Source organism: Arthrobacter sp. KUASC02 (assembly GCF_059739395.1).
Genome location: NZ_AP046053.1, coordinates 2078396 through 2103099 on the forward strand (window position 1 = coordinate 2078396; position 24704 = coordinate 2103099).

24 protein-coding genes and 1 tRNA gene are annotated in these 24704 nt (G+C 65.9%); 18 read left to right on the forward strand and 7 right to left on the reverse strand.

All coding sequences use genetic code 11. The features are described 5' to 3' along the window. Positions 1-7 precede the first annotated feature (7 nt). From lepB (AC6JAC_RS09480) to AC6JAC_RS09520, 9 genes are all read left to right on the forward strand, one after another. A complete protein-coding gene (lepB, locus tag AC6JAC_RS09480; RefSeq protein ID WP_028271664.1) occupies positions 8-685 on the forward strand; it encodes a signal peptidase I in 678 nt (225 codons plus the stop codon). Then, the gene (gene lepB, locus AC6JAC_RS09485; RefSeq protein ID WP_028271665.1) at positions 686-1591 is read left to right on the forward strand and encodes a signal peptidase I; all 906 of its coding nucleotides are present in this window, start codon (positions 686-688) and stop codon (positions 1589-1591) included. Next, positions 1592-2257, forward strand: a complete 666-nt coding sequence (gene rnhB, locus AC6JAC_RS09490) for a ribonuclease HII (protein WP_028271666.1) — start codon at positions 1592-1594, stop codon at positions 2255-2257. 55 nt (positions 2258-2312) lie between these two features. Further along, complete coding sequence (locus tag AC6JAC_RS09495; protein WP_003806068.1) at positions 2313-2639, forward strand: DUF2469 domain-containing protein; 327 nt, start codon at positions 2313-2315, stop codon at positions 2637-2639. A gap of 513 nt (positions 2640-3152) precedes the next feature. Then, positions 3153-3509, forward strand: coding sequence for a YraN family protein (locus tag AC6JAC_RS09500; protein ID WP_028271667.1), 357 nt, complete (start codon positions 3153-3155; stop codon positions 3507-3509). Then, entirely contained in the window at positions 3510-5054 is a 1545-nt protein-coding gene (locus tag AC6JAC_RS09505) for a YifB family Mg chelatase-like AAA ATPase (protein WP_028271668.1), read from the forward strand. A gap of 10 nt (positions 5055-5064) precedes the next feature. Further along, on the forward strand, positions 5065-6249 hold the full coding sequence (dprA, locus tag AC6JAC_RS09510; RefSeq protein WP_051628959.1) for a DNA-processing protein DprA: 1185 nt from the start codon (positions 5065-5067) through the stop codon (positions 6247-6249). Positions 6250-6296: 47 nt separating this feature from the next. Next, complete coding sequence (locus AC6JAC_RS09515; RefSeq protein WP_028271670.1) at positions 6297-7223, forward strand: tyrosine recombinase XerC; 927 nt, start codon at positions 6297-6299, stop codon at positions 7221-7223. A gap of 247 nt (positions 7224-7470) precedes the next feature. Beyond that, the gene (locus AC6JAC_RS09520; RefSeq protein ID WP_028271671.1) at positions 7471-7974 is read left to right on the forward strand and encodes a DUF3145 domain-containing protein; all 504 of its coding nucleotides are present in this window, start codon (positions 7471-7473) and stop codon (positions 7972-7974) included. 85 nt (positions 7975-8059) lie between these two features. Here AC6JAC_RS09520 and fabF read toward each other — a convergent pair whose 3' ends face one another. From fabF to aceE, 6 genes are all read right to left on the reverse strand, one after another. Further along, entirely contained in the window at positions 8060-9298 is a 1239-nt protein-coding gene (gene fabF, locus AC6JAC_RS09525) for a beta-ketoacyl-ACP synthase II (RefSeq protein ID WP_028271672.1), read from the reverse strand. Between the two features lie 158 nt (positions 9299-9456). Beyond that, positions 9457-9702 (reverse strand): acyl carrier protein, encoded by a 246-nt coding sequence (locus AC6JAC_RS09530; RefSeq protein WP_028271673.1) that lies wholly within the window; start codon positions 9700-9702, stop codon positions 9457-9459. A 122-nt stretch (positions 9703-9824) separates the two neighbouring features. Further along, positions 9825-10886, reverse strand: coding sequence for a beta-ketoacyl-ACP synthase III (locus tag AC6JAC_RS09535; RefSeq protein ID WP_028271674.1), 1062 nt, complete (start codon positions 10884-10886; stop codon positions 9825-9827). Then, positions 10883-11812: an ACP S-malonyltransferase gene (locus tag AC6JAC_RS09540; protein ID WP_028271675.1), complete on the reverse strand. Its 930-nt coding sequence runs from the start codon at positions 11810-11812 to the stop codon at positions 10883-10885. The genes AC6JAC_RS09535 and AC6JAC_RS09540 overlap by 4 nt, the downstream gene beginning before the upstream one ends. 87 nt (positions 11813-11899) lie before the next feature. Further along, positions 11900-13144: a PucR family transcriptional regulator gene (locus AC6JAC_RS09545; protein ID WP_028271676.1), complete on the reverse strand. Its 1245-nt coding sequence runs from the start codon at positions 13142-13144 to the stop codon at positions 11900-11902. 186 nt (positions 13145-13330) lie between these two features. Further along, the gene (aceE, locus tag AC6JAC_RS09550) at positions 13331-16099 is read right to left on the reverse strand and encodes a pyruvate dehydrogenase (acetyl-transferring), homodimeric type (RefSeq protein WP_497964437.1); all 2769 of its coding nucleotides are present in this window, start codon (positions 16097-16099) and stop codon (positions 13331-13333) included. 395 nt (positions 16100-16494) lie between these two features. Here aceE and AC6JAC_RS09555 point away from each other — a divergent pair, with 395 nt between their 5' ends. The 7 genes from AC6JAC_RS09555 to AC6JAC_RS09585 all read left to right on the forward strand — a co-directional run bounded on the left by AC6JAC_RS09555 (position 16495) and on the right by AC6JAC_RS09585 (position 21567). Further along, the gene (locus AC6JAC_RS09555) at positions 16495-16914 is read left to right on the forward strand and encodes a DUF3052 domain-containing protein (protein WP_028268935.1); all 420 of its coding nucleotides are present in this window, start codon (positions 16495-16497) and stop codon (positions 16912-16914) included. Further along, positions 16911-17420, forward strand: coding sequence for a peroxiredoxin (locus AC6JAC_RS09560; protein WP_231510968.1), 510 nt, complete (start codon positions 16911-16913; stop codon positions 17418-17420). The genes AC6JAC_RS09555 and AC6JAC_RS09560 overlap by 4 nt, the downstream gene beginning before the upstream one ends. Before the next feature lie 4 nt (positions 17421-17424). Then, positions 17425-18345 carry an NAD-dependent protein deacetylase gene (locus tag AC6JAC_RS09565; protein WP_028268937.1) on the forward strand — a complete coding sequence of 307 codons (921 nt, stop codon included), beginning with the start codon at positions 17425-17427 and terminating at the stop codon, positions 18343-18345. Between the two features lie 110 nt (positions 18346-18455). Then, positions 18456-18531, forward strand: a tRNA-Val gene (locus AC6JAC_RS09570). A gap of 115 nt (positions 18532-18646) precedes the next feature. Next, positions 18647-18937, forward strand: a complete 291-nt coding sequence (locus AC6JAC_RS09575; protein WP_028268938.1) for a hypothetical protein — start codon at positions 18647-18649, stop codon at positions 18935-18937. Between the two features lie 312 nt (positions 18938-19249). Beyond that, complete coding sequence (locus AC6JAC_RS09580) at positions 19250-20047, forward strand: IclR family transcriptional regulator (protein ID WP_028268939.1); 798 nt, start codon at positions 19250-19252, stop codon at positions 20045-20047. A gap of 170 nt (positions 20048-20217) precedes the next feature. Then, positions 20218-21567: an MFS transporter gene (locus tag AC6JAC_RS09585; RefSeq protein WP_497964441.1), complete on the forward strand. Its 1350-nt coding sequence runs from the start codon at positions 20218-20220 to the stop codon at positions 21565-21567. A gap of 93 nt (positions 21568-21660) precedes the next feature. Here the strand turns inward: AC6JAC_RS09585 and AC6JAC_RS09590 are convergent, their stop codons facing one another. After that, entirely contained in the window at positions 21661-23073 is a 1413-nt protein-coding gene (locus AC6JAC_RS09590) for an aminotransferase-like domain-containing protein (protein ID WP_497964443.1), read from the reverse strand. On the opposite strand from AC6JAC_RS09590, the gene AC6JAC_RS09595 reads away from it, so the two are divergent. Beyond that, on the forward strand, positions 23072-24061 hold the full coding sequence (locus AC6JAC_RS09595) for a DMT family transporter (RefSeq protein ID WP_497964445.1): 990 nt from the start codon (positions 23072-23074) through the stop codon (positions 24059-24061). The two genes, AC6JAC_RS09590 and AC6JAC_RS09595, sit on opposite strands and share 2 nt — an antisense overlap. Before the next feature lie 4 nt (positions 24062-24065). Next, positions 24066-24704, forward strand: a complete 639-nt coding sequence (locus AC6JAC_RS09600; protein ID WP_497964447.1) for an FMN-binding negative transcriptional regulator — start codon at positions 24066-24068, stop codon at positions 24702-24704.

Genomic DNA, 24704 nt, shown 5'->3' on the forward strand with positions numbered 1-24704 from the left:
ACGGATCATGGACCAGTCAGAACGCCAGCCCAGGAAACTGGGCTGGCGTTTTGCGTTGCTGGCCATCGCGCTGGCATTGCTCATCAGCGGGCTTGTCCGCGGCCTCTGGCTGGATGTCTATTACATCCCGTCCGCCTCCATGGAGCCGCTCTTCGGTGCGGGTGACAGGATTCTCGTTTCCCGCACCGACTTCCAGTCCGAACCTGTCCGGCGCGGTGACGTTGTGGTCTTCGACGGCCGCGGGACGTTCGCCCCGCTCAACAGCGGCAACGGACCGCTGCAGGACGGCGTGGCGGCGGCCGGCCACTGGCTTGGCATCACCGGCAGTGATACAACCTACATAAAGCGGGTTATCGGGTTGCCCGGCGATCATGTGATCTGCTGCGATGACCGGCAGCGGCTCACAGTGAACGGTCAGGCGCTTGAGGAACCATACCTCTATGGCGGAGACGCTCCGAGCAAGCAGAAGTTCAGTGTGATCGTTCCGGCCGGACGGTTATGGTTGCTTGGAGACCACCGGTCCATGTCCGCCGACTCCCGAAGCCTGCTGGGCGCACCGGGTGGCGGTATGGTGCCCCTGGACCGGATCATCGGCAGGCCGGTCCAGATCATCTGGCCACTCGACAGATTTGCGGCCGTACCCCGGCCCGCAGAAACCAGCACGACGACGAAGGACGGACAGTAGATGCCCGAGATTGACCCCCGGACTCCTGATCCGTTCAAGCGCGATCGCGCCGGCCGCGACCTCGCGGGGACTGCCACGGACAGGGACACCTCCTTTCCGGAGGCGGCTCCGGCGACGAGCCTGCCGGCAGAGTCCGATGCGCCCGCTCACCCGACCGACAGCCGGGCCGCCGGTTCGAGAGGCGCACATTCGAAATCGGGCCCGTCGAAGCCGGCGAAGGAAGGCAGGGCCCATGGCCCGGTGTACCTCTGGATCAAAGAGGTGCTCACGGTGGTGGCCATCGCCGTGGTGCTGTCATTCCTGATCAAGACGTTCCTGTTCCGGGCGTTCTACATCCCGTCGGAATCGATGGTCAGCACGCTTGACGTGAACGACCGGATCTTCGTCAACCTCCTTGTTCCGGAGCCGTTTGCCCTCGAACGCGGCGACGTGGTGGTCTTCAAAGACACCAAGGGGTGGCTGGTGCCCACGCCGGAAAAGGCGGACGGACCCTTCACCTGGGTCCAGGACGGCCTGACCTTCGTGGGGCTCCTGCCCGATAATTCGGAGCAGCACCTGGTCAAGCGCGTCATCGGCCTGCCGGGCGACCATGTGGTGTGCTGCGATGCGGGCGGCAAACTCACCATCAACGGCCAGGCCGTGGACGAAACGTACATCAACCCGGCGGAGGTCCCGGACATCCGCAACTTCGACGTCGTTGTCCCTGACGGCAAGATCTGGGTCATGGGCGATAACCGGAACCACTCAGCCGATTCCCGCGCCCACCAGGAAAGCAACGGCGGCTTCATCGACATGCCTGACATTGAGGGCAAGGCGGCCGTCATTGCCTGGCCGCTCAACCGGCTGACAGGGCTGGGCAACTATCCCGATGTGTTCCGGAACGTTCCCGCGCCGGCTGGAAAATAGATGTCCATTGCACCAACCCTCGACTACGAGCACCGCTTCCTGAGCTCCGGTGCCCGGCTGCTGGCCGGGATCGATGAAGTAGGACGCGGCGCCATTGCAGGACCAGTGACCGTCGGAATTGCCGTCGTGGACCTGAGCCGGCCAGTGCTGCTCGACGACGTCCGGGACAGCAAACTCCTGAAGGAAGCCGACCGGGAACGGCTGGAGCCCCTGGTGCGGAGCTGGAGCGTCGCGTCGGCGGTCGGCCACGCCTCCGCGGCCGAGATCGACGCGATGGGCATCATCGCGGCCCTGCGGACAGCCGGGACGCGGGCCTGGCTCCAGATCCTGGCAGCCGGCATCACGCCCGACGTGGTGCTGCTCGACGGTAGCCACAACTGGCTCTCACCGGAAACGCAGGCATCCCTCTTCGACGACGCACCGGCCGGGCCCAGCTGCGACGCGCCGGTCCACACCCTGGTCAAGGCGGACATGCAGTGCCTGAGCGTGGCGGCAGCCAGCATCCTGGCCAAGGTGGAGCGGGACCAGCTGATGCGTTCGCTGCACGATGAGTACCCGTCCTTCGGCTGGAACGAAAACAAGGGCTACGGAACGGCGTCCCACAAGGAGGCCCTCAAAGCTGCCGGGCCAACCCCCTATCACCGGGTCAGCTGGCAGATTCTCTGACCCCGGATCTCCGACCCTGGCCGCGGGGCCGCGCGGAATGGTGCAAGATGGAACCATGAGTGCCGAGGATCTTGAGAACTATGAAACCGACATGGAGCTGCAGCTCTACCGCGAATACCGTGACGTCGTCGGGCTGTTCAGCTACGTAGTCGAGACCGAACGGCGTTTCTATCTCGCCAACCACGTGGACCTGCAGGCGCGCAGCGCCGATGGCGAAGTCTATTTCGACCTCACCCTCCAGGACGCCTGGGTATGGGACGTCTACCGCTCGGCCCGGTTCGTCAAGAGCGTGCGGGTGATTACGTTCAAGGACGTCAACGTCGAAGAACTGCCCCGAAACGAGGAACTTGCCCTTCCCAAGGACGTGGACCTGGGCAACTGACCGCAGCGGCGGACACGCGCGCTGCCGGGCCGGGCGCCCGGCACCGTAGCCGACCCCCTTATCTGCAGGTTGCGCTACCTGTTTTTTGCCCGGGGTCTGGCCTCCCGGCGGTCCTTGGCGCGAGACTACTCTTAGGGATTGATTCGTAGTTTCTGTCCGACGGCCTGCCGCAGTGCGGAGGGGTTCCGCGTCGTGCAGACAAATACTGGCGGTGCTTCAGTACGAGCACCGCGGGCTCTTACTGGCACCGCCTACCTGGCTGAAATCAGAGAAGATCTCACCATGAAAATACTCTGTTGGTTCCTTGGGCACATCTGGAGCAGCCATGCCGGATTCTATGATGAGCGGCCACACCAGTCGGCCCATTGCATGAGATGCGGAACCCGCGCCTAGCGGCTGACTCCACGCGTCAACATCTCCTCCACAGGACCCTTTTGACCGGGTTTCCCACATAGCTCCCTCCGCCGGTATGCCGGCCTTCGGCCCTCCAGCAGGCTGGTGGCGGAGGTAACAATGAGAGCCAAAGACTTGCTTGGCCGGCGCGGGGAAGAATTAGCTGCCGGATATCTGGAATCACAGGGCATGCGGATCGTGGACCGCAACTGGCGTTGCCCTGAAGGTGAAATCGACATCGTCGCCCTGGACGGCGACTCGCTCGTCATCGCCGAAGTGAAGACGCGCAAATCCCTTGCCTACGGGCATCCCTTCGAAGCCGTCGGCGTTGCCAAACTGGCCCGGTTGCACCGGCTCGCGTCGGCATGGTGCCGCGACCACGAACTCCGCATGCCGTTCCGCCGCGTTGACGTCGTTGCGGTCCTGGATGACGGGGCGGGCCAGCCGCGTGTCGAGCACCTCAAGGGGGTGGGGTAGGTGGCCCTGGGCAGGACGTACTCTGTGGCGCTTGTGGGACTCAACGGGTACATCGTCGAAGTCGAAGCCGACATCGGCCAGACCCTCCCGGCCTTCGTCATTCTCGGCCTTCCGGACGCCTCACTCAACGAAGCCAAGGAACGCATCCGGTCCGCCGCGCAAAACTCGGGAATCCCGTTGAGCCGCCGAAAGATCACCGCGAACCTTATCCCGGCGTCGCTGCCGAAACGGGGCTCCGGCTTTGACCTGGCCATCACCATGGCTGTCCTTCGCGCCGCGAATGACATCAGATCAACTGAGCGGACTGTGTTCATCGCCGAACTGGGCCTCGACGGCAGGCTCAGGCCGGTCCGGGGGATCCTCCCCGCTGTGATGGCCGCCGTGCAGGCCGGGTTTCCGGACATTGTGGTGGCGAACGCAAATGCGGCTGAGGCAGAGCTCGTGCCGGGAGCCAGGGTCCGCGGGTACAGGACCCTGGCCCGGCTCGCCTGTGACTTCGGGGCGGATCCGCAGGAACTGGCCCTGGACTTCGAACCCGACGACGAAGATGCCTCAGGCGACGCTGCCTCCGGGGCCGGGGTGGTGCCGGATATGTGCGATGTCTCCGGGCAGGGTGATGCGAGGAGGGCGCTCGAAGTTGCTGCCGCCGGTGCGCACCATCTCCTCCTTTCCGGTCCGCCGGGGGCCGGGAAGACAATGCTGGCTGAACGGCTTCCGGGCCTGCTGCCGGATTTGGCTGACACCGAGGCCATGGAGGTGACCGCAATCCACTCCCTGTGTGCGTTGCCGACTGCCGCCGTGCAGCTCGTGCGGCGGCCGCCATTTGAGAATCCCCATCACAGCGCCACCGCAGCCGCCATCATCGGGGGCGGCTCGGGGTTGCCGCGGCCGGGAGCGGCGTCCAGGGCCCACCGTGGCGTGCTGTTCCTTGACGAGGCCCCGGAATACGAGCGGCGGGTCCTTGACGCGCTCAGGCAACCCTTGGAGAGCGGCGAACTGGTCATCCACCGGTCCGCCGGTACCGCCGCCTATCCGGCAAGGTTCCAGCTCGTGCTTGCCGCCAACCCTTGCCCTTGCGGTAAGGCATCGGGCAAAGGACTCGACTGCACCTGCACGCCGATGATGCGTCGCCGCTACCTGGCACGGATGTCCGGGCCGCTGCTGGACCGGGTGGACATCCAGCTGCAGGTGGAACGGGTATCGCTTGCGGACTTCGGCCGGACGGGCGCGGAGGAAGACACTCCCGCCATCGCCGCCAGGGTCCGTGCCGCCAGGGAGCGTCAGCTGCTGAGGCTTCATCCCCTGGGGCTGGAAACCAACTCACAAGTGCCCGGCCGCGTCCTCCGCGGGGCACTGCGCCTCTCATCACCCACCACGCGAATCCTGGACCACTCGCTCGAACGCGGCGTACTCACGGCCCGCGGATACGATCGCGTCCTGCGCCTCGCATGGACACTGGCGGACCTCGCCGGGCGTGACACCCCGGACCACGACGATATCGGGCAAGCGCTGGGTCTCCGGCAAGCTGCCTCGGCTGCGGCCTGAAAGGAATACGATGACTGACACTGAACGCCTGGCGCGGGCCGCCCTGTCGCGTCTGATGGAGCCCCAGGACGCCGTGGGCCTGGCGCTCGTGAGGACCGCAGGCGCGGTGGATGCGCTTCGAATCGCCACCGGACAACTGGCATCCGGTCCGGAGCTTGAACAGGCTCTGACCGCGCTGCTGGCAGAGAACGGCACCAGCAGCTGGCCGGGAATGAACGCCTCACTCAAACGCTGGGCTCCCCGGATACCGGACCTTGCTCCGGAGCGGGACCTCGCCACCATGCACCGGCTGGGCGGGCGCATGATCATGCCCTCCGATGCCCTGTGGCCCCGGCAGTTGACGGACCTGGACCTTCAAGAACCCATCTGCCTCTGGTGGCGTGGCGTGGAACAGCCCCTGCCCGCAGCGTCAAGGTCCATTGCGCTGGTCGGGTCCCGCGACAGCACCAGCTACGGTGCAGCCGTCACCGGCGACCTCGCGTATTCGTTGGCCCAACGGGGCTTCACCGTCGTCTCCGGCGGGGCCTACGGGATTGATGCCCACGCCCACAGGGCTGCGCTGGCCGGTGCCGGCGACACCATGCCCACCATCGCCGTCATGGCCGGGGGAGTGGACCGCTTCTATCCATCCGGCAACGAGGACCTGCTCAGGGCCGTCGCAAACCAGGGGGCTGTCCTGGCTGAAGTCCCGCCCGGATCCGCTCCCACCCGGTACCGGTTCCTGCAGCGGAACCGCCTCATCGCCGCGCTGTCCTCCGTCACAGTGGTGGTGGAGGCCCGCTGGCGCTCGGGCGCACTGAACACAGCCCACCATGCCGAAACGCTGGGCCGTGCCGTCGGCGCCGTCCCCGGGTCCGTGCACAGTGCCAATTCCGCCGGCTGCCACCGGCTGATTCGCGAGGGGGGAGCCGTGTGCGTCACAGATGCCGGGGAGATTGCCGAACTTGCCTCGCCCAGCGGTGAATCGATGGCCGAACCGGGCCCGGGACAGCCCGCCGACCATGACGGGCTTACGCTGGAGGACCTCATCCTGCTCGACGCGCTGCCGCTGCGGTCCACAAGTTCGGTCGAAAAGCTGACCTCAGTTGCCGGGCTGAGTGCTGATTCCGTCAGGGCGGGGCTGGGCAGGCTGGGGCTGCTGGGGCTCGCTGAATCCGAACGCGGCGGCTGGAAGCGTTCCCGCAAGGCGTGTTGAGCCCTGCGGTCCGTTGTGTGGCTGCCAAACAGTGGGAAAGTGGGAGCGTGGACACCCCCGAACTTCCCGCAGCCCTCGCTGGCGCGGCCCACGGCTTCGGCCGCTACCTTGAACATGAACGCGCCAGGTCGCCCCACACAGTTCGTGCCTACCTGTCCGACGTCCACAGCCTGTTGTCGGCCGCCGCTGCCGACGGGGCCACCGACCTCGACGGGATCGAACTGGCCACCCTGCGGCGCTGGCTCGGCACGCAGAGCGAAGCTGGCATGTCCCGTTCCACACTGGCGCGGCGGGCAGCCACCGCACGGTCCTTCACCGCCTGGGCAGTCCGTGAAGAGCTCCTCGATGCCGACCCTGCGCTTCGCCTGAAGGCGCCGAAGCGGGACAAATCCCTGCCCGGCGTTCTGCACCAGCAACAGGTTGTCCGTGTCCTGGACGGGCTGCAGGCTGCTGCAGAAGACGGCGGTGCCCTCGCCCTTCGAGACCGCGCCATGGTGGAGTTGCTGTACGCCACCGGTGTCCGGGTGGGGGAGCTGGCAGGGCTGGACGTTGACGATCTCGACCCCGACCGGCGGACACTGAAGGTGCTCGGCAAGGGCAACAAGGAACGGACGGTGCCCTACGGGCTCCCGGCCGCTGTCGCTGTCGACGACTGGCTGCGACGCGGACGGCCACTGCTGGCCGCCGAGGGGAGCGGTCCGGCACTCTTCCTGGGGGTCCGGGGCCGCAGGGTGGACCAACGGCAGGTTCGCGCGGTGGTGAAGGACCTGCTCGATGCGCTGGGCGACACCGCTGCCACCGGTCCGCACGCACTCCGGCACTCCGCGGCCACCCATTTGCTCGACGGCGGAGCCGATCTTAGGGCCGTGCAGGAAATCCTCGGCCACAGCAGCCTGGCCACCACGCAGATCTACACCCACGTCTCGGTGGACCGGCTCCGGCGAAGCTACCAGCAGGCGCACCCGCGCGCGTGAAATTTCCAGGCCGCTTCCGGCGCGCCGAATTGCACTGGCGTAATTAGGCGGGGTACGGCACAATAAGACTCATGCCCGGCAACTATCAAGTCAGGCTTGAAGCTCGCCCTCAAGCGGTTTCAGGCATCGGCCGGCACTAATTTCATAGCTTTGCAGGGACCACCGGCAGCATGCGGACCCGGCGCGGCAGACACACATCCAGGCAGAGGTCGTTGGGGAAGACGTACCTACAGCTATGGAGGATGGAATGTCTGTTGCAATGACCCGCGGTGTCTTGTTCGTTCACTCGGCCCCGACCGCCCTGTGCCCCCACGTTGAGTGGGCCATCGGGTCGGTCGTGGACAAGCGGACGGACCTTGAGTGGACTGCTCAGCCTGCTGCGCCCGGAATGTTCCGTTCGGAACTGTCCTGGACCGGCACCCCGGGCACCGGCGCGCTACTGGCGTCCGCCCTGCGCGGCTGGGCGCATCTTCGCTATGAGGTCACGGAAGAGCCCAGCCAGGGCGTTGACGGCGGCCGGTGGTCGCACACTCCGGAGCTGGGAATCTTCCACGCCGTCACCGACGTACACGGCAACATCATGGTCTCCGAGGACCGCATCCGTTACGCCTACGAATCCGGCGCCGGCGACCCGTCCGCCGTCTACCACGAGCTGTCACTTGCGCTCGGCGAAGCCTGGGACGAAGAGCTGGAGCCCTTCAGGCACGCGGCCGAGGGCGCACCCGTGCGCTGGCTGCACCAGGTGGGCTGACCGGCCCCCGCCTTGCTACACCCTCCATAATGCAAGAGGCCCCCGCCGGACGGCAGGGGCCTCTTGCGATTGCCAGCGGGGGACGTTAGATGCTGCGGACTGCAATCACGGCATTGTGGCCGCCGAACCCGAACGAGTTGCTCAGTGCCACGATGTTGCCGGCGGGCAGGTCGCGGGCAGTCTTGGTGACGACGTCGAGCGGGATCTCCGGGTCCTGGTTTTCCAGGTTGATGGTCACCGGCGCCTTGCGTTCGTAGACGGCCAGCACGGTCAGCACGGCCTCTACGGCGCCCGAGGCACCCAGCAGGTGGCCCATCTGAGACTTCGTCGCGGAGACCGCAACATTGTCGACGTGCGCCCCAAGGGCGGCGCGAAGGGCGGTGTATTCCGGCTTGTCACCCACGGGCGTGGACGTCGCATGTGCGTTGACGTGGACCACTTCCTCGGGCTGGATCCGGCCGTCGAACATGGCCGCCTTCAGGGCGCGGGTGGCGCCCAGGCCCTGCGGGTCCGGGGCGGTGATGTGATAGGCGTCTGCCGTCACGGACGTTCCGGCCAGCTCGCCGTAGATCCGGGCTCCGCGGGCCAGCGCATGTTCCTCGGCCTCGATGACCAGGGCGCCGGCGCCTTCACCCATGACGAAGCCGTCGCGGCCCGTGTCGTAGGGGCGCGAGGCGTGCTCGGGATCGTCGTTGCGGCGGGACAGAGCCTGCATCGAGGCGAATGCGGCAATGGGCATGGGGTGGATCGCCGCTTCGGCGCCACCGCAGACCACGACGTCTGCCTTGCCGGAACGGATCAGGTCCAGGCCGAGGTGCAGGGCTTCGGTGCCTGACGCGCAGGCGGACACCGGAGTGTGCGCACCGGCACGGGCGCCAAGGTCGAGGCTTACCGCTGCTGCCACGCCATTGGGCATCAGCATGGGCACGGTCATCGGCAGGACGCGGCGCGGGCCTTTCTCGCGTAGCGTGTCCCACGCGTCCAGCAGGGTCCATACGCCGCCGATACCCGTGGCGAAAGCCACGGCCAGACGGTCGTGGTCCACTTCGGTAATGCCGGAGTCGGCCCAGGCTTCGCGGGCGGCCACGACGCCGAACTGCGTGGACGGGTCCATGCGCTTGGCTTCGACGCGGCTCAGGACGTCCAGGGCGGGAGTGGAGGCGCGGGCTGCGAAGTGGACGGGCAGTTCATACTTCGCTACCCAGTCGTCCTCGAGCGTGCGTGCGCCGGAGACGCCCTTCAGCGCGTTATTCCACATTGTGGGGACATCGCCGCCAATGGGCGTGGTGGCACCCAGACCGGTAATGACTACTTTGCGTGCCATGGGATCACTCTCTATCGGTGCGCATGCCGAGTCCGGGAAATGCCTGGCCGGGGATGCGTGGGGAAAACTTGGGGTCATTCAGCGGTGTCCGGTCCGGAACGCTGGAACAGCGCCCCGGACCGGCTACCGGATTCGGCCGTTGCCGGCAGGAGCCAGGACTAGGCCTGTGCGTCAGCGATGAAGCTGACAGCGTCACCGACGGTCTTGAGGTTCTTGACCTCTTCGTCCGGGATGCGCACGCCGAACTTTTCCTCAGCGTTGACCACGATGGTCATCATGGAGATGGAGTCGATGTCCAGGTCCTCGGTGAAGGACTTGTCCAGCTCGACGGCTTCGGTGGCGAGGCCGGTTTCTTCGTTGACGATTTCAGCCAGGCCGGCCAGGATCTCTTCGTTGCTAGCCATTGATGGCTCCTTTTCTTGTTGTTGCCGGCAGGTGCTGCCGGAAATGATTCAAGCCGCGATTACGGCTTGGTTCGCGAATCCGTGCTTTTCAGAACGTATTCAGTTGTGGGTAAAGGGTTCGGCTACGGGAGCACTATGACCTGGGCACCGAACACCAGTCCGGCGCCAAATCCGATCTGCAGGGCGAGTCCGCCGCTGAGTTCGGGGTTTTCCTGGAGCAGGCGGTGGGTGGCAAGCGGAATGGAGGCCGCGGACGTGTTTCCGGCTTCGGCAATGTCCCGGGCCACTTTGACGGTCTCCGGAAGCTTGAGCTTCTTGACCATCTCGTCGATGATGCGCATGTTGGCCTGGTGGGGGATGAAGGCTGCGAGGTCTTCGGCCGAAATCCCGGCCGCGTCCAAGGCTTGCTGGGCAACTTTGGCCATCTCCCACACAGCCCAGCGGAAGACAGTCTGGCCGTCCTGGCGCAGGGTGGGCCAGATGGCGGCGTCGGTAACCTCGGCCTCTTCGGTGCTCAGCGCCCCTGACTTGTTCGCGGCAAGGGCAAGCTCACGGACGTCGAGCAGGGAATGCGTCATGCCGATCGCGTCCCACTTGCTGCCGTCCGAACCCCAGACCGACGGGCCGATGCCCGGAATGTCGGAGGGGCCGATCACGACGGCGCCGGCGCCGTCGCCCAGCAGGAACGAAATCGTGCGTTCAGTGTTGTCGATGACGTCCGAAAGCTTCTCGGCGCCCACCACGAGCACATAGTCGGCTGCGCCGGAACGGACCAGCGCGTCGCCCTGCGCGATGCCGTAGCAGTAGCCGGCACACGCAGCGGAGATGTCGAAGGCCGGAGCGGGTGTGGCCCCAATCCGGTCCGCCAGGCTGGCAGCAGCTGAGGGCGTCGCATACGGATGCGTCACAGTGGACACGATCACGGCGCCCAGCTGGCTGGCCTCGATGCCCGCTTTCGCCAGGGCTTCGCGGGCCGCGCCTTCAGCCATGTCAATGACACTGACGTCTGCGGGAGCCCGGTGACGGGTTACGATGCCGGTGCGCTGCCGGATCCATTCATCCGAGGAATCAATCCACTGGCAGACGTCTTCGTTGGTGACGATGACGTCTGGCCGGTAAGCACCGAGTCCGAGGATGCGGGTGTGTTCGCGCAGTGGCGCCTGCTTGAGTGCGGGAGCGCTCATGCCTGTCCCTCCAGTTCTGCGAATAGGGCCAGGGCAGCGGTGAGGTCGTCCGGCGTCTTGACGGCAACGGTCTTGACCCCGGGCATGCCCCGCTTGGCGAGTCCGGCCAGGGTTCCGGCCGGTGCAAGTTCGATGACTCCGGTGACGCCGCGCTGCACCAGCGTTTCCATGCACAGGTCCCAGCGGACCGGGCGGGAGACCTGGGCGATGAGGCTGCCGACAGCTGCGTCGCCGTCGGTCACTTCCTGGCCGTCAAAGTTGGACAGGAGCGGCACCTGCGGGTTCCGGGGCTGCAGCGAGGGCTTCAGCGCTTCCAGCGCCGCAACGGCGGGTGACATATGCGAGGTGTGGAACGCCCCGGCAACCTTCAACGGGATCACGCGTGCCTTGGCCGGAGGATTCTCCGCGAGGGCCTTGAGCTGTTCGAACGTGCCCGCCGCGACCGTCTGGCCGGCGCCGTTGACGTTGGCCGGCGTGGCGCCGGCGGCTTCGATGGCGGCCAGTACCTCGGCCGGGTCCCCGCCAACCACGGCACTCATGCCGGTGGGGGTGACAGCGGCGGCAGCGGCCATGCTGTTGGCACGCTCCCGGACGAAGGTCATCGCCTCGGTCTCGGTCAGGACTCCGGCAAGCGCCGACGCCGTGATCTCGCCGACGGAATGTCCGGCGAGGATGACGGGGAGGGCGCTGAGTTCGACGTCGAACAGAGACTTTGCGGCGACCAGGCCGGCCGCGACGATCAGCGGCTGCGCCACCGCCGTGTCCTTGATGGTTTCCTCATCCGACGTGGTGCCGTGTGCGGTGAGGTCGATGCCTGCTATTTCACTGAGGGAGGCCAAATGGCCGGCGACGGGAGGCAGTTCCAGCCAAGGGGCCAGAAAACCAGGGGTCTGGGAGCCCTGTCCAGGGCAGACGATTGCAAGCACGTATCCAGCTTTCCAAATTACCGCGTGATTCTCGGTGTATTCATGCACCAAGCTCACTGGGTCAGTTTGTAGGAAGTCTACAACGGTTCAGTTGCCGTTCCGGGACGTCTGGCGTTCGGTGGGCGCCTTGGGCGGCACGGAAAGCCGTCCCACCACAAGGGCCGCCTGCAGCACAAATGCCTCCCGGGGGAGCAGCGGATCCCAGCCGGTGACGTCACAAACGCGCTTGAGCCGGTAGCGGACGGTGTTGGCGTGCACAAAGAGCTCACGCGCCGTCGCTTCGAGCGAGTGTCCAAGTTCGAGATAAGTGCCCAGGGTCTCCACCAGTCCGTTGGACGCGGCAATCAACGGCCGGTAGATGTTCTTGATGAGGGACCGGCGTGCGGCGTCGTCCCCGGAGATCACCCGCTCCGGCAGCAGGTCGTCAGCCGCCACCGGGCGCGGCGCCGAGGGCCAGGCCCGCGCCGCGGTCAGCCCTGCAAAGGCGGACTGAGCCGAACTGCTGGCTTCCAGCAGGGATCCCGCTTCCGGCCCGTAGACAACAGGGCCCGGGGCGAAAAGTTCGCTGAGCTTCAGGTAGGCGCTCTCCCGGTCCTGGACTCCGCCAAGGATCAGGATCAGGCGGTCCCCCTGGATCCCCACCAGCGCGTCCTCGGCGAACCTGCCGGCGGTCCGGCGCAGCTCGCTGACGTAGCTGGCGCTGGGTTCCGACGGCGAATTGCCCACCATGACGGTAAATCGCTCCTGTGCTTTCCAGCCAAGGGCGGCAATCCGCGACCGCAGGGCATCGGTGTTTTCGCCGCGCAGGATGGCGTCAACAATCAGCGCCTCGAGGCGGGTGTCCCAGGAACCCCTGGACTCGGCTGCCCGGGCATAGACATCGGCGGCGGCAAAGGCCACTTCCCGTGAATAGCGGAGCACGGCTTCCCGCAGCGCAGGCTGGTCCGCCTCCGGCGCGATGACTGGCACCTGGTCCTCCACCACCTCCACCACGATCCGGATGAGCTGGAGCGCCTTCTGCAGGCTGATGGAGCGGGTCAGCTCGGTGGGGGCGGTCCCGAAAACATCCGTGAGGATCCATGACGGCGAGCTGGGCCGCTCGTACCAGGTCACAAACGCGGCGATGCCGTTCTGGGCCACCATGCCGAGGGCAGACCGCTCATCGGAACTGAGCCGCCCGTACCAGGGCAGCGATTTTTCGAGCTGTCGCATGGTGGTGGTGGACAACTGCCCCACGCTGGCCCGGAGTTTCTTCAGCGTCTGGGTTTTTTCCGGCGTCAGGGCGCGGGAGGCCGGCTTGCGCTTTGCGGGAGTGGGGGTTGGCTCTGCCATGCATCGAGCATACGGTGCGCGCCGGCCAAGCTCCATTTGTGCAAAGGCTACAACTCGATTTGCGCTGCGTCACAAACGCCGAGAGCACAACGGCGACGAGAGTACAACGACGCCGGGAGCACAACGACGACGGCGGCCCCCGCCTTGTGGTGGGGACCGCCGCCGTCGTGATTCACTGCGTCCGGATCAGGATTCGCCGCCGGCGTTTCCTGTGGAGCCGGCATTGACGTTGTTCAGCCGGTACTTCTCAATCGCCTGGGCGGGAGCCTGGGCGTCCACTTCGCTGCGGCGGGCCAGCATCTCGAGGGAACGGACCACGATGGAGTGGATGTCGTTCTTGAAGAAGCGGCGGGCCGCGGCGCGGGTGTCGGAGAAGCCGAAGCCGTCCGCGCCGAGCGAGGCGAACTCGTTCGGGAGGTACTGGCGGATCTGGTCCGGGACGGCCTTCATGTAGTCCGTGACCGCCACGATGGGGCCGGTGGCACCTTCGAGCTGTGCTGTCACGAACGGAACCCGTGCCGGCTGGCCGGGGTTGAGGAACGCGTCCTCTTCCGCTGCCATGGCGTCGCGGCGCAGTTCGTTCCAGGACGTGACGGACCAGACGTCGGCGGAGACGCCCCAGTCCTCGGCCAGGAGGCGCTGGGCTTCCAGCGCCCACGGCACCGAAACGCCCGAGGCCAGGATCTGCGTGCGGGGGCCGTCGATCTTGGCCGGTGCAAGCAGGTAAATGCCCTTGATCACGCCTTCAACGTCCAGGTCCTCCGGCTCGGCCGGCTGGGTGATGGGTTCGTTGTAGACGGTGATGTAGTACATCAGGTTGCGGTCGGTCGAATCCGGTCCGTACATGCGTTCGATGCCGTCGCGGACGATGTGGCCCATTTCGTAGCCGTAGGCGGGGTCGTAGGTGACCACTGCCGGGTTGGTGGCGGCGAGGATGGGGGAGTGGCCGTCGGCGTGCTGGAGTCCTTCGCCGGTGAGGGTGGTCCGTCCTGCGGTGGCGCCGATGATGAAGCCGCGGGTCATTTGGTCCGCGGCTGCCCAGAAGGCGTCGCCGGTGCGCTGGAAGCCGAACATGGAGTAGAACACGTAGACCGGGATCAGCGGCACGCCGTGGGTGGCGTAGGCGGTGCCGGCGGCGGTGAAGGCTGCGACGGCGCCGGCTTCGTTGATGCCGGGGTGGATCAGTTGGCCCTGGGCGGATTCCTTGTAGGCCAGGACCAGGTCCCGGTCCACGGACAGGTAGTTCTGGCCCTTGGGGTTGTAGATCTTCGCCGTCGGGAAGAACGCGTCCATACCGAACGTGCGTGCCTCATCGGGGATAATCGGGGCGATGTGCTTGCCGAACTCCTTGTCCCGCATGAGGTCCTTGAGCAGGCGCACGAACGCCATAGTGGTGGCTGCCTGCTGCTTGCCCGACCCGCGCTTTGCCACCTCGTAGGACTTCGGGTCCGGGAGCGCAAGGGCGGCGTGCTTGCTGCGGCGCTCCGGAACGGACCCGCCCAGGGCGGCCCGGCGCTCCAGCATGTACTTGATCTCTGGTGCGTCATTACCCGGGTGGAAGTACGGCGGCTGGTAGGGGTCGCCCTCGAGCTGCTCATCCGTGATCGGGATGCGCAGGTGGTCCCGGAACGACTTGAGGTCATCCAGGGTGAGTTTCTTCATCTGGTGGGTGGCGTTGCGGCCTTCGAAGTGCGGTCCGAGTCCGTAGCCCTTGACGGTTTTGGCCAGGATGACGGTGGGTTTGCCCTTGAATTCGGTCGCGGCCTTGTACGCGGCGTAGACCTTGCGGTAGTCGTGGCCGCCGCGTTTGAGGTTCCAGATCTGGTCATCGGTCAGGTCCGCGACGAGTTCCTTGGTGCGGGGGTCCTTGCCGAAGAAGTGCTCGCGGACGAACCCGCCGGATTCGGCCTTGTAGGTCTGGTAGTCCCCGTCGGGGGTTTCGTTCATGATCTTCACCAGGGACCCGTCGGCGTCCTTGGTCAGCAGGGAATCCCATTCCCGGCCCCAGACGACCTTGATCACGTTCCAGCCCGCGCCGCGGAAGAACGCTTCGAGTTCCTGCATGATCTTGCCGTTGCCGCGGACGGGTCCGTCCAGGCGCTGGAGGTTGCAGTTGATCACGAAGTTCAGGTTGTCCAGGTTCTCGTTCGCGGCGAGCTGGAGCAGGCCGCGGGACTCGGGCTCGTCCATTTCGCCGTCGCCCAGGAACGCCCAGACCTGCTGGTCGGAGGTGTCTTTGAGGCCGCGGTTGTGCAGGTACCGGTTGGACTGGGCCTGGTAGATCGCGTTCATCGGCCCGATGCCCATGGACACGGTGGGGAATTCCCAGAATTCCGGCATCAGCCGCGGGTGCGGGTAGGAGGACAGGGCGTGCCCGGCCTTGGACTTTTCCTGCCGGAACCCGTCCAGGTCCTCCTCGGTCAGCCGTCCTTCCATGAACGCGCGGGCGTACATGCCGGGGGAGGCGTGGCCCTGGAAGAAGACCTGGTCCCCGCCGCCGGGGTGGTCCTTGCCGCGGAAGAAGTGGTTGAAGCCGACCTCGTACAGGGTCGCGGCACCGGCATAGGTGGAGATGTGCCCGCCCACCCCGATGTTCGGCCGCTGGGACCGGTGCACCATCACCGCGGCGTTCCAGCGCATGTAGGCCCGGTAGCGGCGTTCGTATTCCTCGTTCCCGGGGAACTCCGCTTCCTGGTCCACCGGGATGGTGTTCACATAGTCCGTGGTGGTGACCATCGGAACCCCGACGCTCTGGGCGCCGGCACGCTGCAGGAGACTGCGCATGATGTACTGGGCACGCTCGGTGCCCTGTTCCCTGATCAGCGTATCCAGGGACTCAATCCATTCGGCGGTCTCTTCCGGATCACGATCAGGCAGCTGGTTAGTCAACCCGCTGAGGATATGGGAGGTATCTTCTCCTGCAGCCACGTCCAACCTCTCTTTGCGCGCATGCATCGGCGCACTCAGGTCCGGCAGGGTAACTGCCTGGCGTGAACGCGACGTGTGCGACGTATCGGTTACAACAGCCCGGTCATGTGCGCCGGGCAGGGTCCTATCACGTCTATGACCGCTTAAATCCAGGGCGATCGCCCCGCCGGCATAGACGTCATCAGCCACTCTAGCTGTGAGAGCTATCCGATGCGTAGCCGCTGCCTGACGTCCTCGTCGTATTTGACGTCATACTGGTTTGTGACGGCAGCCGCCGGGCCGGACCCCCGCCAGACCCTTGGTGTGACGCAGAATAAGTGGGATCGCGGGGGCAGTAGCTTGAAGAGCAGGCACAAAGGGTGTTGGCTTGTAGTAATGGAAATCACTAGATTTATGCAAATGACTAAGCATTGGAGGAACACGTGAGTGAGGCCGACGCCGCCACTTCGGTAAATGTGGCGGAAAAATTGGGTTTCAAAAACGGGGATCTGATTCAGGAGTTCGGTTACGACGACGACGTCGACTTCGACTTACGTGACGATATCGAGGACCTCACCGGGTCCGAACTCCTGGATGAAGACGACCATGACGTTGTAGACGCCGTCATTTTCTGGTGGCGGGACGGCGACGGGGACCTTGTTGACACGCTCATGGATTCCCTGACCACGTTGAGTGAGAACGGTGTGGTCTGGGTTCTGACTCCGAAGTCGGGGCGGCAGGGCTACGTGTCCCCGGCGGAGATCCAGGAAGCAGCACCCACGGCAGGGCTTCACCTCACCACTTCGGCCGGTGTCTCCAAGGACTGGAGCGCCACGCGCCTGGTCACCAGGAAGAACAAGTGACGCTTCAGCCACTGCAACAGGCAGAGAATTCCGCGACGGCCAGGGTTCCGGAGGTCGGCGAGCCGGCCCCGGACTTCGAGCTGGTCAATCAGTACGGCGAACCGGTCCGGCTGTCGGAGCTTCGGGGACGCAACATCGTCGTCGTTTTCTATCCGTTTGCCTTCTCGGGGATCTGTACCGGCGAGCTTTGCGAGATCCGGGACAACCTTTCGCTGTTCGCAGACGCGGACGCAACTGTCCTGGCCATCTCCGTGGACAGCAAGTTCACGGTGCGGGCCTATGCGGAAAAGGAAGGCTACGGATTTGATCTGCTGGCCGACTTCTGGCCGCACGGGGCAGTGGCATCGGACTACGGCGTCTTCGACCCGGGCAGCGGCATGGCACAGCGCGGAACTTTCATCATCGACGCGCACGGCATCATCCGGTACGTCGTGGTGAATCCTCGCGGCCAGGCCCGTGATCTGGCGGGATACCGCGCGGCCCTGGCGGAGCTCGGCAGGAACTGACGGAATGAGGCAGCGGCACCCCGGACTTGGCATGACTGGATTCGCCAGCCTGCCGCCGGTGGGTGCTGCCGCTCCCGCCCCGGACGAACTTGGAGTCCTGGGGAAGATCAGGGACGCCATAGCCGGAAAACGCTTCGCGCTCCTCACGGGAGCCGGCCTCAGCACAGACTCGGGCATCCCGGACTATCGCGGGCCCGGAGCTGCCCCGAGGGCGCCCATGACCTATCAGGAGTTCATCGGCCACGCCGGTAACCGCCAGCGGTATTGGGCCCGTAACCACATCGGCTGGTCGCACCTCCGGCGCGCTGATCCGAATGAGGGCCATGCGGCTGCGGCCCGGCTTGAGCAGCGGGGCCTTCTCACCGGCCTCATCACCCAAAACGTGGACCGGCTCCACGAAGATGCGGGCAGCGTCAATGTCGTTGACCTCCATGGGCGCTTCGACCGGGTGGCCTGTCTGTCCTGCGCCCGCCGCTACAGCAGGACCCTGCTGGCAGGAGTCCTGGAGGAGCTGAACCCCGGATTCCTGGAACGGGCCCTGGCGGACGGGGTGGTGGAGATTGCACCCGACGCCGATGCAACAGTGGAGGACTCGGCCCTGATCGGCAGTTTCGTCGTGGCTCACTGCCCGGCCTGCGGAGGCACCCTCAAACCAGACTTTGTGTACTTTGGCGAAAATGTACCGAAAGACCGGGTGGAGCGCTCGTATGCCATGGTCGACGAGGCCGGCGCCCTGGTTGTTGCCGGATCCTCACTAACGGTCATGAGCGGCCTTCGATTCGTCCGGCACGCAGCAAAGCAGGAGAAGCCGGTGGTGATCATCAACCGGGGAGCCACGCGCGGCGACGACCTCGCCACCATAAAGCTGGAGGCGGGGGTCAGTGAATCATTGACGTGGCTGGCCGCCGAACTGCCGGACCTGTGACGTGCGTCGCACTGCCCCCTGGCCGGGTTGTCCGATTGGCGTTCTCCGGGACTTGTCCGGTAGAGTTGCTGTTCGTTGGTTGAAGCGCTGAGGCGCGGAAGCCGCGATTTGGGTCTTTAGCTCAGCTGGTAGAGCGCCACGTTTACACCGTGGATGTCATCGGTTCGATCCCGGTAGGACCCACCAGCAAAACCCCGTCGTTGCAGGCCGATCAGGCAGGCGCCGGCGGGGTTTTTTGTTATCCGCGACGTGTTCATTGGCGCCAGGGAAGAATGTCGGACCCCGTCCATAGTGTGGCGGCATGGAACACGTCATGATGAGGCTGGCACCGGACGGCCGGCCGCTTTCCGTTCTCCGCGGTGGCCGCGAATGGACCATTGGCGCGGAGCCGGTCCGTTGGTTTGAGCGCATCAGCTGGTGGGAGGCCGAGCGCAGGATGCCCAGGGGCCTGGGACGAGTGGACATCGAGGTGTGGCGGGTCCAGGCCCGCCTGGGCCGGAACGAGAACTCGGCCCTGACCACCATGGAACTGATCCGCGACGGACTCGGTGGAGGCTGGCGGCTCCGGGAGGCCGTTGCCGACGCCGCGTGATCCGCTGGACCGTTGATGGACAGCGGAATCCCGGGGAATTGGAAAAGCCTTCCACCGCGGCTATTGGGGGATGCCGCGGTGGAAGGCTTGGAATGAATATACAGTGAATTTTTCGAAATGTGAAACATTTCCATGCCCCGGCCTCTCCTTCCAGGGTCGAAGGCCCCTCGGCGCCGGCGGCCGCCCCTCTCCGGCGATCCGCGAAGGGCGAGCAAATCGGGCCGGCAGACATTATGATGGTTACTGTTCAGCTGAATGAACAGTTGTGAATGAACGGCGCACTTACGGACGCGCTTTAACTGAAGGAGAATCATGGCCGATTCCCGGGCTCCCCGCACTTCCGACGGACTAGGGAGTGCGTCCCCTGCGCCGGCCGTGACGCGTGCCGCCGCCGTACTGGAGGCCCTGGCCGCCTCCGCGACGGGTCGGCTGACGCTGAGTGATCTTTCCCGGGAACTCGGAATCCCCAAGTCATCAACATCGAACCTCCTGCTTGCCCTTGAGGAAGCGCGCCTTATCAACCGGCAGGGGGCCGACTTTACGCTCGGGCGCAAACTCGTGGAACTGGGCGCTGCCTACCTGAGCAGGCTTGATGAGGTGCAGGAGTTCTACCGCTTCTGTGAGCAGGCACCCACCCTGTCCGGCGAGACTGTCCGCATCGCCATGCTGGACGGGACCAACGTCATCTACCTGGCCCGTTACGAAGGGCATCCCGCGGTCCGGCTGACCTCGAATATCGGTGACAAGATGCCGGTGTCGTTGTGCGCTGTGGGTAAGGCGCTCATTGCAAGGCTGCATGATCACGACATCGACGAAATGTTCCCCGACGACCAGGAACTTCCCGTACTCACCCCGAAGTCGCTCCGGACGGGTGCTGAATTCAAGAAGCAGCTGCCCCTCATCCGGGAGCGCGGATATGCCTTCGAGGACGAGGAGTCCACCACGGGAGTCGTCTGCCTGGCGGTGTCGGTTCCCACCAGGGGTGCGCACGGGCCCAGCCTGGGGCTGTCCGTCACCGCCCTAAAGGCCACCTACTCCGAGGAGCAGGGCGCCATGATGGTCAAGGAACTGCAGGAGCTGGCCCGGTCGCTGGGCAATCCCATGGGGTAAGAAGGGGAGGCTGAGGGCCGGCCCAGATTCCGCCGGAAAATAAATCAGCTTTCATCATTGGCGAACCGTTCAGGGTGCTGTACGCTGTTCAATATAGTGATCGACACCACCGGTGTCGTCGCTATCCCACCAGACCAACGGGGGTCTGGAGTGTTCTTAAGGGAGTGCTTGTGACAACTCGTACTGAATCACCACTGGCCGATGCGGACGACGCCGTCGTCGAACCGGAACAACTGCGGAGGGCAACTCTTGCCAGCTCCGTGGGCTCCGCTCTGGAGTACTACGATTTCTACATTTACGGCCTCGCTTCGGCTTTGATCTTCGGACCGCTTTTCTTCAAGCCCCTTGGTGAAGACGGCGCGCTGATCGCGTCCTTCGCCACCTACGGCGTGGGGTTTGCGGCCCGACCGTTCGGCGGGGTCATCTTCGGCTACATCGGCGACAGGTTCGGCCGGAAGATGGTCCTTATCCTCACGATCGGCCTGATGGGAACCGCAAGCTTCGCCATCGGCCTGCTTCCCACGTTCGAGCAGGCGGGCATGCTGGGTGCGGTCCTTCTCGTGACGCTGCGCATTCTCCAGGGCCTCGGCGCCGGGGCTGAACAGGCCGGCGCCACCACGCTGATATCCGAAGTCGCGCCGCGCCGCCGTCGTGGATTCTTTGCTTCCCTGCCGTTCGTCGGCATCCAGCTCGGCACCCTCCTCGGCGCCGGAACCTTTGCGCTGATTGCCATGGCTGACAAGGCAGTGCTCGAAGGCTGGCTGTGGCGAGTGCCCTTCCTGGCCAGCATCTTCCTGATTGCAGTAGCCATCTTCATCCGGCTCCGGCTCAAGGAAACTCCGGTGTTCCAGGAGCTCGAAAAGCACAAGAACGTGGTCAAGAATCCCATCGGCCAGCTGTGGAAGCACTCCAAGAAGAACGTCCTGGTGGGCATCGGCCTGCGCATGGGCGAGAACGGCAACTCGTCGATCTACTCAGCTCTCCTGATCGCCTTCCTGGCAGCCAAGGACGGGGTGTTCCCGGGCGACAAGTTCATCGGGCCCGTGGGCCTGCTCATTGCCGCCGGCTTCGCCGCCGTCATGGTGGTCACCTTCGGGGCGCTTTCGGACCGTTTCGGCCGGGTGCGGGTCTACCGCTACGGCGCACTCTTCCAGGCCGTCATCGCACTCCCGGCGTTCTACCTTGTGACGCTGGGCAACGTGACCCTTGTCTGGGTGGTCATGGTGGTGGGTATCGCCATCGGCGTCCAGTCCATGCTCGGACCGCAGTGCCCGCTCCTGCCGGAACTGTTCGGTTCCCAGTACCGCTTCACCGGCGTTGCCATGAGCCGCGAACTCTCCGCTGTCTTGGCCGGCGGCCTCGTTCCCCTCGTCGGCGCGTCGCTGCTGGCGGCCACGGATCACTCCTGGCTGGTGCTTGCCATCTACTCGCTGGTGCTGGCGCTCATTTCGTTCGCCACCACGTTCTTCACTCCGGAGACCGTGGGCCGCGACCTCGTCCTGACCGAGGACGCGAGCTAGAACCACCCGCACCGCCGCAACTGCACTTCGGAACAAAGGCTGTGGCTCCCTCCGCGCGGAGGGAGCCACAGCCTTTGCCGTGCCCGCCTGTCGCTAAGCGTTGTTGCGCTCCAGTGCCTGGCCGATGATCCGAGCCCCTTCGGGGAACGCCCCCGGGTTGGACCCTGAGTAATTGAGGCGGATGAACGCGCCGGCGGGTTCGGCCGGGAACCACTCCCGCCCGGCGGCGATGATGACCCCGGCGCTTTCGCAGTCGCGGGTCAGCCGTTCGAGGTCCGTTCCGTCGGGCAGCCGCGCCCACAGGTTCAGGCCTCCCTTGGGAACCTGCTCGATGTGTGCCTGCGGGGCGTGCTCGCGCATGCTGGTGACCAGGAGGTCGCGGCGCGACTGGAGCTGGTGCCGGAGGCTCCGCAGGTGCGTCTGCCACCCGGGCTGGGTCACGACGTCGAGCGCTGCCGCCTGCAGCAGGCCGCTGACATACATCGACTCGGCCGCCCGGTCTGCGAGAATCCGTTCACGCGCCGGGCCGCGGGCGATAACGGCTGCGATGCGGATGGCCGGGGATACGCTCTTGGTCAGCGAGCGGAGGTACACCACGTGGCCGGAGTCGTCGCGGGAGGCGACAGGCACCGGACTGGTGGTGATGCCGAAGTCGTGCGCCCAGTCGTCCTCCACCAGGAACGCACCCTTCGCGCGCACCACCTCCAAAACCTCGTCACCCCGCCCGGCCGCCCACTGCGCACCGGTGGGGTTTGCGTAGTTCGGCTGGGCATAGAACAGGCGCGCGCCTGTTTCGTCAAAGGCCCGGGCCAGTTCCGCCGGGTCCGGACCGTCCGGTCCGCTGGGCACCGGAACAACGCGGACGCCGGCCTGCGCGGCCGCCAGAATGGCGCCCCAGTAGGTTGGTGATTCCATCAGCAGCGGCTGTCCGCGGCCGGCCAGCGCGCTGAAAATGGAACTGAGCCCGCTCTGGCTTCCCGGCAGTACGACGACGTCACTCGGGTTCGGCGGCGTGGTTCCGGCCGGGGTCGAGGCGCCGAGTTCGTGTGCGAACCACGATTGCAGTTCCGGCAGGCCCGCTGCCGGGGGACGGGACAAAGCTGCGTCGCTCCGGGCCGCGCGGGCGAGTGCCGCCCGGACAAGGCGCTCAGGCAGGAGTTCCCGGTCCGGGTAGCCGGAGTGGAAAGCTATGGCGCTGTTGGCGACGTCGCGCATGGTGCTGGAGGCCAAGGGCAGCGGTACCAGCGGTGACCGCAGGGCCGCCGTCTGCCACCCATAGTCCGAGGGCCGCGCAGTCCGGACGGCCCGGACGAACGTTCCGACGCCGGGCCGGCTCTCGATCAGCCCCTGCGCGGTGAGGGTCTGCAGGGCTTTCTGCACGGTCACCGGACTTGCCTGGTACTCGGCGACCAGCGACCGTGTGGACGGCAGTTTCGATCCTGGCGCGGCCTTGGCGACCCACTCCCGCAGTCGCGTCGCAATTCGGGAACTGCTATCGTTGTTCATGGAAGACAATAGTAGCGCTACTGCCATGTTGAACCCAGTGGTACTGCCCCGCACTCCTTCGGGACTCTGGTGGGGCCTCCTCGGAGTAGCGGCCTTCTCGTTCACGGTTCCGTTCACCAAGGTCGCCGTCGCGGGGCTTTCGCCCTTGTTCATCGGGTCCGGCCGCGCAGTGGCGGCCGCCGTCCTCGCTGCCTTTGCCCTCGCAATCTCACGGCAGCGGCTTCCCCGCGGCGTGCAGTGGGCCCGGCTCGCCGTGGTGGCCGCCGGCGTCGTGATCGGATTTCCCTTACTGACATCCTTCGCGCTCACCACCACGCCGGCCAGCCACGGCGCGGTGGTGATCGCACTGCTCCCTGCCGCGACGGCGACGGCCGCTGTGCTGAGGGGGCGCGAACGTCCGCCCCTGGTGTTCTGGCTGATCACCGGTCTGGGCGCGCTGGCGGCTATTGCCTTCGCCTCCTTGCAGTCCGGCGGGTTCGCCCGGCTGCACGCTGCGGACCTGCTGCTCCTGGGCGCGGTGGTGGCAGCGGCTGTCGGCTACGCGGAAGGCGGCCTGCTGGCCCGCGAACTGGGCCCCTGGCAGACCGTATCCTGGGCGCTGGTGCTGGCATCGCCGCTGATGGTGGTCCTGACGCTGCTCTCCCTGGCTCAGCAGCCGCCGTCGGCTTCACCGGTCCAGTGGGCAGCGTTCGCCTACCTCGGTGTGGTGAGCATGTTCCTGGGCTTCTTCGCCTGGTACCGGGGACTGGCCATCGGGCCCATGGCGCAGGTCAGCCAAATCCAGCTCGTCCAGCCAGTACTGAGCATCTGCTGGGCCGGCTTCCTGCTGGGCGAGGCCCTGACCTGGACCACCATCGTCGGCGGCGTGGCGGTTATCGTCTGCGCCGGCGCAGCCGTGCGGGTCCGCCTCAAACCGTTGCCCGCTCCGCACGCGGCGCAACCCGCGGCTCTGCACGCCACAAGTTCCCTCCAGCCTGCAAAGGATTAGCACCATGTACACCCCAGCCCATTTCGCAGCCGGACCCGACGCCGTCAAGGATCTCCTGGCCCGGCCGGCCGCCGCCAATCTGGTCACCATGACATCGCAGGGCCTGCTCGCCACGATGTTGCCGTTCTCCTATGACCCCTCGATCGGCGAACACGGTGCCCTGAACACCCATGTGGCCCGGAACAACGCGCAGTGGTCCGAACCGGTGATCGGAGAAGCACTCGCCATTATCCAGGGGGCGGACGCCTATATCTCGCCGTCCTGGTACGCATCGAAGGCCGAGCACGGGCGCGTTGTTCCCACCTGGAACTACTCCACGGCGCATGTCTACGGAACCTTGGTTGTCCACGACGATCCGGCCTGGCTCGCCGGTCAGGTCAGGCGGCTGACCGACGCAAACGAAGCAGGCTTCGACCACCCGTGGAGCGTGGACGACGCACCGGAGCGTTACATCTCCGGGCAGTTGCGCGCCATCGTGGGCCTGGAACTGGTGATCACCCGGATCGAGGCGAAGACCAAGCTCAGCCAGAACCGGCCGGAAGCAGACATCGACGGCGTGGTGGCAGGACTTAAGGCCCGGGGGCACGCCGGGAGCGCCGCCGACGTGGAACGGGCAAGGCCGCACCAGGCAGAGCCGCACTAG